This is a genomic window from Pseudomonas sp. LTJR-52, from assembly GCF_003691465.1.
GTDB lineage: Bacteria > Pseudomonadota > Gammaproteobacteria > Pseudomonadales > Pseudomonadaceae > Chryseomonas > Chryseomonas luteola.
In genome coordinates, this window is the sequence record NZ_CP033105.1 from 5,186,202 (window position 1) to 5,199,805 (window position 13,604).

The 13,604-nt window shown below is 55.5% G+C and carries 8 protein-coding genes and 1 pseudogene; 3 read left to right on the top strand and 6 right to left on the bottom strand.

Going from position 1 to position 13,604, the window contains the following annotated elements; all coding sequences use genetic code 11:
- Nucleotides 1–335 precede the first annotated feature (335 nt).
- From EAW52_RS23955 to EAW52_RS23980, 6 genes and pseudogenes are all read right to left on the bottom strand, one after another.
- Nucleotides 336–1,628, bottom strand: coding sequence for an MFS transporter (locus tag EAW52_RS23955; RefSeq protein WP_122044908.1), 1,293 nt, complete (start codon nucleotides 1,626–1,628; stop codon nucleotides 336–338).
- A 51-nt stretch (nucleotides 1,629–1,679) separates the two neighbouring features.
- Entirely contained in the window at nucleotides 1,680–2,837 is a 1,158-nt protein-coding gene (tcuB, locus tag EAW52_RS23960; RefSeq protein WP_122044356.1) for a tricarballylate utilization 4Fe-4S protein TcuB, read from the bottom strand.
- Nucleotides 2,824–4,278 carry an FAD-dependent tricarballylate dehydrogenase TcuA gene (gene tcuA / locus EAW52_RS23965; RefSeq protein ID WP_122044357.1) on the bottom strand — a complete coding sequence of 485 codons (1,455 nt, stop codon included), beginning with the start codon at nucleotides 4,276–4,278 and terminating at the stop codon, nucleotides 2,824–2,826. Before tcuA ends, tcuB begins: the two co-directional genes overlap by 14 nt.
- Nucleotides 4,279–4,421: 143 nt before the next feature.
- Nucleotides 4,422–5,354 (bottom strand): LysR substrate-binding domain-containing protein, encoded by a 933-nt coding sequence (locus EAW52_RS23970; RefSeq protein WP_122044358.1) that lies wholly within the window; start codon nucleotides 5,352–5,354, stop codon nucleotides 4,422–4,424.
- Nucleotides 5,355–5,570: 216 nt separating this feature from the next.
- Nucleotides 5,571–6,001: pseudogene (locus EAW52_RS26565) on the bottom strand (transposase); the annotation flags it as partial.
- 368 nt (nucleotides 6,002–6,369) lie between these two features.
- The gene (locus EAW52_RS23980) at nucleotides 6,370–7,188 is read right to left on the bottom strand and encodes a GNAT family N-acetyltransferase (protein WP_122044360.1); all 819 of its coding nucleotides are present in this window, start codon (nucleotides 7,186–7,188) and stop codon (nucleotides 6,370–6,372) included.
- Nucleotides 7,189–7,432: 244 nt separating this feature from the next.
- On the opposite strand from EAW52_RS23980, the gene EAW52_RS23985 reads away from it, so the two are divergent.
- The 3 genes from EAW52_RS23985 (at nucleotide 7,433) to EAW52_RS23995 (ending at nucleotide 13,162) form a co-directional block, all read left to right on the top strand.
- On the top strand, nucleotides 7,433–8,908 hold the full coding sequence (locus tag EAW52_RS23985) for an aldehyde dehydrogenase (protein WP_122044361.1): 1,476 nt from the start codon (nucleotides 7,433–7,435) through the stop codon (nucleotides 8,906–8,908).
- Nucleotides 8,909–9,076: 168 nt separating this feature from the next.
- Nucleotides 9,077–11,173 carry a hydantoinase/oxoprolinase family protein gene (locus tag EAW52_RS23990; RefSeq protein WP_218567906.1) on the top strand — a complete coding sequence of 699 codons (2,097 nt, stop codon included), beginning with the start codon at nucleotides 9,077–9,079 and terminating at the stop codon, nucleotides 11,171–11,173.
- A 3-nt stretch (nucleotides 11,174–11,176) separates the two neighbouring features.
- Nucleotides 11,177–13,162 carry a hydantoinase B/oxoprolinase family protein gene (locus EAW52_RS23995; RefSeq protein ID WP_122044363.1) on the top strand — a complete coding sequence of 662 codons (1,986 nt, stop codon included), beginning with the start codon at nucleotides 11,177–11,179 and terminating at the stop codon, nucleotides 13,160–13,162.
- Nucleotides 13,163–13,604: the final 442 nt, after the last annotated feature.

Consider the following 13,604-nt stretch of genomic DNA (forward strand, 5'->3'; position numbering starts at 1 on the left):
CCGTTGCTTCGCCTGAAAGAGTGTGCCCATACTTCTTCTTGCCTACGTGCAGCTCAAGCTCAAGCTCAAGCTCAAGCTTGAGCTTGAGCTGTCTTGTTCAGACAACTAATAAACGTATCTGCATGCAGCCCGCAGCCGGAGCGGGCTTCTCGCTCCAATAAGCGCCTAATTCCTCAGCCTATAGGCTCCGCCCTAAAGCCTGGGTCTGCATACCCGACCTATACAGACCTTTTGCACTAAAAAGCAATCGTTAGGAGCGGACCTTGATTCTTTATGAGAGTGCAGCCATCTATAAATGGCGGCAAGGATGTAATTTTATGCAGTACAGATAAGGCTCAACAGGTGCTGACTGCAAGTTGCTTGGATTGGCGATAAAGCATCGTCGTGGCAGTAAATCCGCAAACGGCCGCGAACATTAGCCAATAAGCAGGGGACGCTTTATCAGCGGTGACTTGGACCAGCAGCGTCGATACGGCGGGTGTAAAACCACCAAACAAGGCGGTCGCTAAGCTGAAGGCCAGCGAGAACCCCACCACCCGAACGTTCGGTGGCATCACTTCGGTCAATGCCGCGACCATAGCACCGTTATACAGGCCGAAGAACATCGAGAAGTACAGCAAAACGGCAAGCAACCGCTCAAAGCTGGGCGTCGCAGCTAGCCAATGCATGGCTGGGTATGCGCTCAGGATGCACAGCAAGGTGATGGCCAGCAATTGAGGGCGGCGGCCGATGCGGTCGGACAGGCTACCTCCAATGGGCAGCCATATGAAGTTACTGATGCCGACCAGCAAGGTGACCACTAGGCTATCAGTGGTACTCAGATTCAGCACCGACTTGCCGTAAGTCGGTGTGTACACAGTGATCAGATAGAAGGTAGTGGTGGTCATCGCTGCCAGCAGCCCGCCGGCCAAGACCGTACGCCAATTGGCGCGCATCGAGCGGAACACTTCCGTGGCACTTGGGTGGTGACTGCGCGTCTTGAACGCCTCTGTTTCCTGGAGCGAGCGACGAATAAAGAAAATGAAGGGAATAATGACACAGCCGACGAAGAAGGGGATGCGCCAACCCCAGGCAGCCACATCGGCCGCCGCCATGCAGGCATTGAGTGTGTAGCCCAGCGCTGCTGCCACGACGATTGCGACCTGTTGGCTGGCGGACTGCCAGGCGGTGTAGAAACCGGTGCGGCCCGGTGTGGCAATTTCGGAGAGGTACACAGACACACCTCCCATTTCTGCCCCGGCAGAGAACCCCTGCAGTAATCTCCCGAGCAGCACCAGCAGGGGCGCGAAGAGGCCGATGCTGGCGTAGCCTGGCACCAAGGCGATGAGCACCGTGCCGGCGGCCATGATCGACAATGTCACGATTAGCCCCTTGCGCCGACCTACTTTGTCGATGTAAGCGCCCAGCACGATGGCTCCCAACGGGCGCATCAGGAACCCGGAACCGAAGACTGCGAAAGTCATCATCAGCGAGGCAAATTCGCTACTAGTCGGGAAAAATGTCTGGGAAATGTAGGTAGCATAAAAGCCGAATAGGAAGAAATCGAACTGCTCGAGAAAGTTGCCGCTGGTGACTCGCAGGATGGCGCCCAGCTTGGAGCCTCTACTCTGAATGGTCGTATTCATCATGATTACCATTGTGGTCAATAATTGTTGTTGTAGAACCGGTAGGTAGAGCGGTCAGTTGTTTAATGCGTCGATCGGGTTGGACTGACGTTTTTCAATGGCATGTTTGAGCAGCGCTGCGCTGCGGAATATGCCATGAGCGAACTTGCTATAGGGCATGGTCAGGAAGAACGCCATGACCAAGCCTAGGTGGGCAGCCAGCAGTAGGCCCAGAGCGCAGGTTTCACGGAACGCCAGCAGGGCCAAGCCGCTGGCACTGACTAAAAACAGCAGGCTGATGAACCCGCGGTCCATGGGTTTCTGATTGGCGTCGCCATGAGCAGGATTGCGGCACAGGTTCAGCCATAGCAGGCCTGCTGAACCTGCGAGCAACCCCAGCCCGCCTGCGATGCCCAGCAGTACCGGCAGGCTCAGTACCGGGTATGGCGCTGCGATGCCCAGCAGGTAGTGATAGAGCGTGGCGGTCCCGGTGGCGGAGAAGCACAGGAGGAAGCCATAAAAGGTCAGGTGGTGAAAACGACGTCGCCAAAGAGTGAAGCGATCGTCTGCGTTGTTGCAGCCCTCGCCATGACCACCGCCCAGGTATTTGAGGGTGGCTATATTGGCTGTGGCTTCCAACACCGCAGCGGTTTTCACCGGTGTTGGTGCCGAAGCCGGTGAGACCTTGCGCAAGAAGCGTCGCACCCCCAGCGTCAGCGCCAGAACCGCGAAGCCGAAGACCGCGCCGAACATCGAAGCCAGGGTGTTGTGCGGGAAGATATCGTAGAAATCCCCCCCTGGGATGACTGTGAACAGATTGCCCATCACCAACAGGGTAAGGCACAGGAATAGGGCTAGCCCTACACCCGAGGCTAGCGCTAGGGTTAGCCCGTTGCGCTGGTAAAGCTTGCCAAGCGCCTGGGGCCAAGCGTATTCGGCATAGGTGTCCAGACGTACCTTGGCCATGGCCTGGGGAATATTGATGCCAAATTCGTGCGGGTCGGCGTACTGGCAGGCATGCAGGCAGGCGCCGCAATTGTGGCAAAGGTTCGCCAGGTAATGGATGTCTGCCTGGACGAACTCCAGCCGACGTGTCATCGCCGGGAATACTGCGCAGAACCCTTCGCAATAGCGGCAGGCATTGCAGATGGTCATCTGCCGCTGCACTTCCTCTTCATGCAAGTTCAATACAGGAATCAGTTCGCTCGAGGCGGTGGGATTAAATAGCTGCATGTCTGGCCTCCATGGTATTCATCGCGCCGCCTGCCCCTGCACTGGCGGCCGCCTGCACTCCGGCGATGCGACCGAACGCAGTCCCGATCGCCATGCCGATACCGGCGGTATAACCTTTGCCCAGCACGTTGCCAGCCATCATTTCGCCAGCCACGAACAGGTTGGGGCTAGCCTTGCCACCGAAGTGCACGGCAGCCGTCTCGTCGGTAGCCAGTCCCAGGTAAGTAAAGGTGACGCCAGGCCTGAGCGGGTAGGCATAAAAAGGGGGTTTGACCAGCGGTAGCGCCCAGTGGGTCTTGGCTGGAGTCAGGCCTTGGGTGTGGCAGTCGTCTAGCGTCGTGTGGTCGAAGGTGCCGGGCTGGCACGCCTTGTTATAGTCCTCGATGGTTTTAGCGAAGGCCGTTTCGGGGAGCCTCAGCTGTCGCGCGAGATCTGGCAATGTCATGGCGGTGGTGCCTGGGAAAACTGGCGGCATAAAGCGCCCGATGGCCTGCTGGTCGATGATAGAGTAGGCCTGCTGACCCGGTTGACCTGCCACCAAGCGTCCCCATATCGCATAGCGCTTGGGCCAGAAATCTTCTCCCTCGTCATAGAAACGCTGGCCTTCACAGTTGACCACCACTCCGAGGGATACACAGTCGATGCGGGTGCAGATACCTCCGTCGTACAAGGGCGCACGCGCATCGATGGCGACCATATGTGCCTGCGTCGGGTCGCCGATCACATCGGCACCTAGCGCGGCCATGCGTTTGAGGAGTACGCCAGTGTTGAAGCGGGTGCCTCGGATCAGGAATTTGTCCGAAGGCCATTCACCGCGTTCGTTCTGGCCCCAGGCCTCGCGCAGCCATTCACGGTTGGATTCGAAACCGCCTGCTGCCAGCACGCAAGCCTTGGCCGGGATGCGCTCGGCAGGTAGCCGTTGACCGTCTACTGTGCGTTCAGCAATGTATGCCGCCACGAACTGGCCGTTCTGTAGTTCGATATCGGTGACCTGGGCGTTGTAACGTATCCTGACGCCCAGCCGCTCGGCGCTGCGAAAGTACGCATTAACTAGCGCTTTGCCCCCTCCCATGAAGAAGGCGTTGGTGCGAGCGACATGTAGCGCACCGGACAGAGGCGGTTGAAAGTGCACGCCATGAACACGCATCCAGTCTCGGCAGCTAGATGAGGCGCGAATGGCGATACGCGCCAGCTTCTCATTGGTAAGTCCGCCGGTGACCTTCAGCAGGTCCTGCCAGTATTCTTCCTCGGAGTAAGCATCAACCAGCACGTCCTGTGGCGCATCGTGCATACACCGCAAATTACGGGTGTGTTGGGAGTTGCCACCGCGCCAGGCCTTGGGCGCGCTTTCCAGCAGCAAGACACTGGCACCTGCCTCTCGAGCCATCAAGGCCGCACACAGAGCGGCGTTGCCGCCGCCAATTACCAGAACATCGATCATAATTGCTCCTCGGCCGCAAGGAGGCATGAACGAAGTACTCCCCGCGAGAGAGGCAAAAATAGGGGAGTCGGGCCAGGTCCGAAAGACGCGTCAGAAGGTGGGGTATTTAGTTTTCGTAAAGTCTTTGCGGGTTTGCAGGCTTACTATGATATCTCTTCAATCCAGGTAGCGCCCGGCCAATGATGGTCGGTGACCAATTGCCGAGTCACATCGATGATAACTCGTCTCGCGGCCAGCGCCGCCGGCGGCAACTCATCATCAGGCAAGGTTGCTAATAGGTTGCGCCTCCCGACATGGACATTGGAGATCTCCGAGACAAGGAGCCCGGATTCGCCCTTCAACCCTGCAGCAGCTCCCGGTTGGATGGTGGCGGCATACCCGGCGCGGACTGCGTTCATCAACACGGCTAGGCCATCGACCTCCATTACGATGTTTGGTGCTAGCCCTTCGCGCTCGAACGCGGTCATCAACGTCGAGCGTAAGCCATGCTGGACACTGGGCATCACCAGGGCCAGCTGTCCCAAGTCCGCCAACGCAACGGTGGCATCTTGGGGCGCGTTGGGCAGGTGTGGCGCACTGATCACAAACAACTTTTCGTCGAGCAGTGGCGTTACACTCCAGCGCTTTCCGCCTTCGAGTTGGAATAAGATTGCCAAATCGATCTGACGCGCATTAAGTTGTCCGGCAAGGTGTCCGGAGAGCATTTCCACTAAGTGCAGTTGGATGTCTGGGTAGCGTTCTCGCATCGTATTAATCAGCGGAAGGGCCAGTACCGTGGCGGTGCTGGGTGGCAAACCCACAGTCACAAAGCCACTCATCCTTCCCCGGTGCGCTGCCATGATAGCGTTGTCCGCCTGACGCAGACACAACTGGGCATGATGCAGGAACGCCAAGCCCGCGCTGGTGGGAGTGACCCCAGTGCTGGTGCGATTTATTAGTCGGGACGACAGTTCGTTTTCTAGCTTAGCAATCTGTTGGCTTAGCGCCGAGACGCCAACGTTGAGTTCGAGCGCGGCGCGCCCAAGACTGCCTTGCTCGAGTATCTTGACAAAATAGCGCAGTTGCCTGAGTTCCAAGGGTGCTGTTCCAAATGGTCCAGTAATGGGCGTGTGCTGAGCAGTTCGCCTGAATGTCGACAGGCTGTAATGAGCGGCTAGCTCAAGCACAGCCTTCAGGTGACCAGTATTAAAACGGCCGTTAGTACCATGGGGGCCACCTCTAGAGTGGGTTTAATGTACTTCCTTTAAGTCATGTGCAGTATGATATTTATACAATTCTGATTTTAAGTGAACGCGCAGAGCAAGCCGTTTAATATCAGGAGACCAATGCTTGCGGCAGTATGCGTAATAGCAGGATCGAGAAATTTCAGATACTGAGCACAGCAGATCATCAGGCCTCTCGGAGCGAACTTGATCGATTAAAGCGAGCGCTCGTGCGTCTTGTCCATCAAGAGCGCGGTAGCCTTTTAATATGGATTTCCCTGTTCCAGCCGACTGATCTTGGCCTCCAGCTTCTGAATCTTTTGCTATTCAAACGTCAGGGCTTTGCTGGTCGGGGTGACACCGTTGCGCTCTGCCTGCAGCTGCTTTACCCAACGGCGTAGGGCCGCTTCAATCAACCCAAGTGAACGGGCTGCCTCGATGTGGCTGTAGCCCTGATCGAGCACAAGGACAGCAGCTTCACGCTTGAACTCAGGCGTAAAGAAACGACGTTGCTTGGTCATCGACATCTCTCTCATGGCGAGCATTTTTGCCTCAAATGGGTGTCCGGGTTCAGTAGACCACTACCAGGCCTTCTCAAAGCTAGGTGCCTCATGATGAGACACCTAGCTTTACCGTAGTTATAGAGCGAATAAAGCTTTTAAATCAAAGTGTCTCGTCATGAGACGTTTTTATTGGTGAGTTTTCTTAAGATTAATGAGCGGGTCATCAAGCAAAGAGAATCTTCAAGTACTGGCAATTGAATTGCCTTTCTCCTTGCTTATATGCGTGCTAGGCCCGGAGCTATATCAACAGGCTTCGAGCCTGACTACACTGTTAATGAGGCGGGCGCACCAGGCAGAAGCAGATTCTCCTTGATAATACGGTTGGATTAGCAAAGAGCCTGCGTGGCCAGCGCCATTTGAGTTACTCCGCCCTGTGCTTGGGGAGGGCTTCCCTTAGCCATCTGCGCCACGCTATCTACCTGAGGTATACCGCATTCGGTTAGCCACGAGCCAAGTCCGCTTTGCTGGGTAACGTCCAACCGAATGTACTGGCCCGCCGCCTGGGTTAGCAGAGTGGCAATAAGTGCTTTGGCTTGTGTGCTGTTCTCGGCTACTACTGGTCCAATAGTCATACCTCGCCCAAACGGGCGCAGCAAGGCAAAGCCTACGATCTCTCCAGTACGTTCAATCCCCACTACTGCCTGTGCAATATCAAGCAGTGCGGTGATGATCAAGGTACGGTCTGTGCCGCTTGCCATGCAGGCTAATTCAGTCAAGCGAGGATAATCCTTGTTTGTTAAGAGCGTGAGCTGTTCTCCGACCGGTATCGGTGCAACGATCGCCGGCGCGCACGGGGTTTGATGCTGATAGATTCGTTCGTAAATCACAAAGCCCTGACTCGCATAAAGCGGAGCACCTTGCTCAGTTGCAACAAGTAACGGTATTCGTGAACCTGCAGCAGCCAACGCCTGCTCCATCAATGCGCGACCCAGTCCTCGGCCTTGATGAGGACCATCAATGATCACAAGCCCAATACTGGCGTAATCTCCCTGTGGGCAGCAGAAAGCGGTTCCAAACAAACCGCTGTTATCCTCTGCCGCGACTCCCATACTTAGCGAATGCATAAGATGCCAATCGTCGAGGCGATGAGGCCATTGCAATACTGACGAAAGCTTATGCGCATAAGCCAGATCCTCTGTCGTCATTGGGCGGAAGCGGACTTGAGGGTTCGTTATTGTAGAAGTGGACACAAAGGTATTCCTTTCAGAAAGGTATGCATTGAAGCCAGAGCCGTTCGAAATTGTTATATCGATACAGGGCAGCAGATTTATCTGATCTTGTGGCGCTAGACCAAAGCATCGTGCTGACCGGCCTGCAAGTTCAGTAGTTAATCCCTTCCCGACTCTCCAGTATTGAAATTCTTTCCTAAGGCTTATCGGGTGTGTCGTCATGTCTGTATTCGATCCTCATCAGGTCCTTGTATCCAGCGCTCATTTTATTGGTGGCACTTACCGGTACGGCCCTGCGGAGCTTGATGTACGGCGACCGTCTGATGGCGAGAGGTATGCCGGTCTGCCAATTGCTAACACAGGCCTGGTTGATGAAGCTGTCGAAAACGCTTGGCAGGCTTTCAAGCACAGCGACTGGACGAGTCGTCCGCCACGTGAGCGCGCCCGGACTCTGCGGCGCTGGGCAGATCTGATCGAGGCTGATGGTAAGCGGCTGGGTCCTCTTGAAGCAGTGGGTTCAACGCGGCCGATTAATGATGTGATCGCTTGGGATATTCCCTATGTAGCAGAAGGCATACGGTTCTTTGCAGAATTTGCCGACAAGCTGGGAGGCGAGGTTGCAGCTACTCGTACAGATCATTTAGGCATGCAGATCGCTGAGGCCTATGGGGTCATTGGCGCTATCGCACCCTGGAATTTTCCGTTGAGTATGGCAGGCTGGAAAGTCGCCCCTGCACTGGCTGCAGGAAATGCGGTAGTGCTCAAGCCGTCTGAACTTACACCCTTTTCAGTGTTGCGCCTGGCAGAACTTGCCATTACTGCGGGTATTCCTGCTGGCATCTTCAACGTAGTGCAGGGCGATGGTGCAACCACCGGTGATGCACTTTGCCGGCACCCCAAAGTAGCAAAGATCACCTTTACGGGTTCGACCCAGACAGGCTCAACCATTATGGCTGCCTGCGCTTTAACAGGGCCCAAGCCGGTCACGCTAGAGCTGGGCGGCAAAAGCCCTCAGATCGTCTTTGCCGATGCCCCTGACCTTGCCCGTACAGCAAGCACAATAGCCAGTGCGATTACTGGTAATGCCGGACAGGTCTGTGTATCCGGCGCACGGCTGATTGTGCATCGCGCTGTTCTGGAGCCTCTGCTTACCGACATCATCGCGTCGTTTAAGGCGCATATACCAGGATGCACATGGGTTGCAGACACGACATTGCCTCCTATTATTTCGGAGCGTCAGGCTCAACGCATTGAAGGCATTGTCGCGCAGGGGAGGGCTCTGGGGGCAGAGGTGCTCTGTGGCGGGCAACGTTATGAGGGAATGGGCGGCGGTGCTTATTACCAACCCACGGTGCTTGCCGGTGTCGATGGACAAAACCCTGCTGTACAGAAAGAAATCTTTGGGCCGGTGTTGACGGTTCAGGTCTTTGATGAGGAGGACGAGGCGTTGACACTGGCTGACCATGCCATCTATGGCCTGGCTGCCGGGGTCCATACAGCTGATCTAGGTCGTGCTCTTCGTGCGGTACGACGGCTCGAGGCGGGTACGGTCTGGATTAACCGGTATGGCCGTAGCCACGACTGGATCTTGCCAACCGGAGGTTATAAGCGGTCAGGCATTGGCAAGGACTTGGGGCGTGCAGCTTTCGAGGCAAATCTAAGATTCAAAAGCGTTCTGATTGATATCGGACAGTGAAAGCCGAGCTACCACAAAAGAGAGGAGCCTAGCTGGCGCTTCGAAAACCTAGCAATGCGTGACCCTAAGGGCATAAAGCAGAGCCTGCTGGCCGATCCATAGAAAACAAACATTTCTGACGGCGTACCGCTGGCAACGCTGCGCATCTGCTGAGAGAGCAGTGCTGTAATGACCCCCTCGACACATCACACACTGACCTTGGCGAGGATCACCATGGGCTTGCGGATTGGGGTAGACATAGGCGGATCGTTCACAGATTTTGCGGTTCTGGATGACACACACGGTACCTTCCGAACACTCAAGGTATTCTCCCGACCCGACAGTCCAGGAAGTGAAGTTCTTGAGGGAATGAGCGCACTGGCTGAGCGTTATGGAATCGATCCACAAGACGTCGTGTATTTCACCCATGGCACCACCGTAGGCGTGAATGCGGTCGTGATGCGAAAGGGCGTCAGGCTTGGGTTAATTACGACTCGTCACTTTGAGGACGTACTAGATATTGCCCGGTTAAAGATTCCCGATATGTATCACCTGTTATCCAGCCGGCCCCAGGCCTTGGTACCTCGTGACCGTGTCTTTGGCGTTGACGGCCGTCTGGATGCAAACGGGCGTGAGCTGACGCCGATTGATGAGTCAGCTGTGGCTGCTGCGATTGATGGACTCGTGCGGACCGGGTGTGAGGGCGTCGTCGTTGCACTGTTACACAGCTATCGCAATCCCGTTCATGAACACCGTGTGAAGGCGCTTATAGAGCAGGCATTACCTGGCTTTTTTGTCTCCTGCTCCTCAGATGTCTGGCCAATCATTCGTGAGTACGAGCGGACACTGACCGCCGTGATCGGTGGATACGTGCAGCCTAAGGTTGCTCACTATCTGGGTTCTTTACAGGCTGCCCTGCACGAGACGGGCGTAACGGCAGAGCTTAAGGTCACAAAATCAAACGGCGGCATTATGAGTGCCGAAAGCGGTAAAACCGATTGTGTGCAGATGATTCTGTCCGGTACGGCTTCCGGTGTTATCGGTGCCGCCTATATTGCTCAACTGTGCCAGTTGCCACACTGCATGAGTCTGGATATTGGCGGCACTACCGCAGACGTAGCCCTTATAACTCAAGGTGAACCTCATTATGCAACGGGAGAGTACATTGGGGATTACCCCATTCATATTCCTTCAGTGTCGGTGACGTCCATCGGCGACGGCGGGGGATCTATCGCCTGGGTGGATGACTTTGGCGTGCTGAAAGTAGGTCCGGAAAGCGCAGGCTCCAGCCCTGGCCCGGTGTGTTATGGCCGAGGCGGTACTCGAGCAACGATTACCGATGCCTTTGCTGTGCTCGGTATCCTCGGGCAGGCAGACCTGGGCTATAACGCCGTGAAAGTAGATGTGCTCGCCGCCGAACAGGCTATTGCTCCTCTGGCCGCAAGGCTTGGCAGTGACATTCGGCGTACTGCCGAAGCCATTATCAAGGTCTCGGTTTCAGGTATGTATACCGGTGTCAGCCGGATTGTTTCACGCTTTGGCATTGATCCGCGCACCTATGCACTGATTCCCTTTGGCGGCGCCGGCCCTATGCTGGCCTGTCATCTGGCTCGCGCACTAAACATGTCAGAAATCATTGTCCCCACCACTCCTGGGGTGCTGAGTGCGATGGGCGGATTGATTGCCGATACGCGTAACGACTTTGTGAAAACCACTTACTACGAATTATCGCCCGCGACGCTTTTACAACTTGCTCGTGACCTGAGCGCTCTGGAAGCGCAGGCCCGCGAATGGATAGCCAATGAAATAAGTGAATCCACACAAATCCAACTTAGTGTCTCTGCGGATATGCGCTACAAGGGACAGTCCTTTGAGGTAGACACTCCCGTAGAACCCGAGACGATACACCAAGGTGACATGGCAGGTTTTACCGAGGCCTTCCACCACGAGCACGCACGCTTGTATGGTCACAGCGATCCTTCCGCTCCCATACAGGTTATAGCACTGCGCCTGGTAATAAGTGCTTGCACACCCAAGCCACGCCTGAGGCATCTAGCTGAGGGAGAGGGGCAACCGCCTAGACATGCCACCCTTGAGCTCTGGTTGGATGATGCCTTTCATGCTTCGCCCCTTTACCTTCGGGGTGATCTGTTAGCGGGACATACCTTTGCAGGCCCAGCGGTGGTTGCTCAGGATGATTGTACGACCTGTGTACTGCCTGGCTTTGAGGGCCGGGTGGACGCCTATGGCAACCTGATTCTACGCAACGTACAGCGCGAGGGATAAGTAATGGCTATCGATAAGACCGAACTACAGGTTTTTGCTAATTACTGTAGCGCTGCGGCTGAAAGCATGGCGTATACACTTGTACGCACAGCGCACTCAACGTTTGTCAAAGAAACGGAAGATTTCTCATGCGCCTTGCTGACGCCGCAGGGACAAACCTTTGCCTCGCCCAAAACTCTGGGGGCCACCTGGTATACCGGACTTGACTATCAAGGCGTGCTTGAGCTGATCAGTCATTACGAGCCGGGTGATATCTGTATGACCAACGATACCTACAGCGGTTACGTTGCTACGCATACACCCGATATCGTGATGTGGAAACCTGTCTTTTATGAGGAAGAACTCGTCTGCTTTGTCGGAGGGCATATTCACAATACCGACATGGGTGGTGCTGTACCGGCTTCGCTATCGCGAACACTCACAGAAATCCATCAGGAGGGTATTCGTTTTCCGCCCTGCAAATTGGTCAAGCAGGGCGTGCTGGATGACGCTCTTCTCCAAATGATGGCAATCAACGTCCGGGCACCCGAGCAAAACCAGGGCGATCTTAAGGCTCAAATTGCGATGCTCATGACCGGGGAGCGTCGGGTCATAGAAATGATAGAGCGCTTTGGCCTTGAGACTTTTCGGTCAGGAATGCATGCATTGTTAGACTATGCTGAGCAACAGGCCCGTACCCTGGTGCAAAGCATGCCAGATGGCAAATACTTCTTTGCCGAATATGCTGACGAAGACAGTGTCAACGGCAAACCCTTACGTGTTGCGCTGACGCTACGTATCCAGGGCGACTCGCTGGAAATGGACTATACCGGCAGCGATCCGCAACTGGCGTCTTCCCTCAATATCCCCACGGGAGGCCATGAGCGTCATGCGTTGATGCTGGTAGGGTTAAACTATGTGCTCTATACGCTGGCGCCTGATATCTTGCTTAATGGAGGTGTCTACCGTGTGGTGCGTTGCATCCTGCCACCAGGAACTGTGGTGAATGCGTTACCGCCGGCCGCCGTCGGGATGCGAAGCCTGACCTGTAAGCTTACCCATATGCTGACCATTGGGGCTTTTTCACAAGCTTTACCGGATAAGCTACCCGCCTGCTCGGCTGGGGGCCTAGCAATCATGAACGTGAACACGCTCGGAGGCGATGGGCGTCGAGTCATGGCCTCGCTTGGGCCCGTAGGTGGCGGAGCGGGAGGTATGCCATTTGGCGATGGAGCTGATGCATCCGGGGCGAACAATGCCTTCTTGCGTAATACACCAGTAGAGATCAACGAGGCGGAAGTACCTATCCTGATGCGACGTTATTGTCTTGCGCCAGGCTCCGGCGGCCCTGGCAAATACCGAGGTGGATTAGGATTGGTAATGGAATTCCAGGTGTTTTCACCCGGCTCGCTGGTGACGGCGCGTAATCGTGATCGTACCCGATTTGCCTCGTGGGGCGTATTGGGCGGTAAGGCTGGGGCTAACTCGCGCTTTACCCGAAACCCCGATACACCAGAGACGGAAGAGTTAGGTAATACCGATCTGGTACCTTGTCAGCCTGGGGATGTTATCAGGCTTGTCGGGGCAGGCGCCGGAGGATACGGTGACCCGCTTGAGCGCCCTTCAGCGCGTGTCCTTGAAGATGTACGTCGAGGCTATGTCTCGCTTGAGCAAGCTCGAGACGACTATGGTGTAATCATTGAAAACGATCAGGTGAATGAGGCTGCAACCTGGACGTTGCGCGGGCAAAGGCAAGAGCCCTTAAAAGGTCACTTTGATTACGGGCCCTATCGCACGGCACATGAGCAGCGGTGGACCCAAAATCGTTATGCAGCGCTTACTGCCTTACTGGCTAAAGTACCGGTAGAGTGGCGATTCTTTCTCAAGCATCGTCTATTTGAGGCCTTGGATACCTACCTGTCCACACAGCCTGACGATGACGGCCGGCCTGAAATCATCGCTCAGTTGTTTGAAGGGTTACGCCAGCGTTATCCAGAGCTTCCGGTCTAAGCGCACCTTTGCCACCAGCCGGCAAGTAGCCCACGGCCTATAAGGTCTGGGCTACTCGAAACGCTGGGGCAGGTAGGGTAAGGGGGTGATACAGAACGCCTAGCCCGCCATGAACAAAGCTCATGCAGCGCTTGATCAGTTGCAACCAATTATGGGCAATCTGGCGGTAACATACCTGCTAAGCGGACCGCCAGTTGCATGCCAAGTGTATTAAAAGTCGAGACACTCACGCGAATCCCTACCTTGTTGACTAAAGCGGTCCAGGCTCGCGAAAAGGTTCTACCGCCTTATGCTGGATAATCCCAGCGTTCCCATAGAAGTTTCCTGGCCAGTCGCCTGTCGATTTGAGAGCACAACCGACCAGCCCTTGCGTACCAGTTGTAGGGCTCTACAAGTGCTGATCATACCCACGCTAAGAACTAGCGCATCAGCACTCATTAGG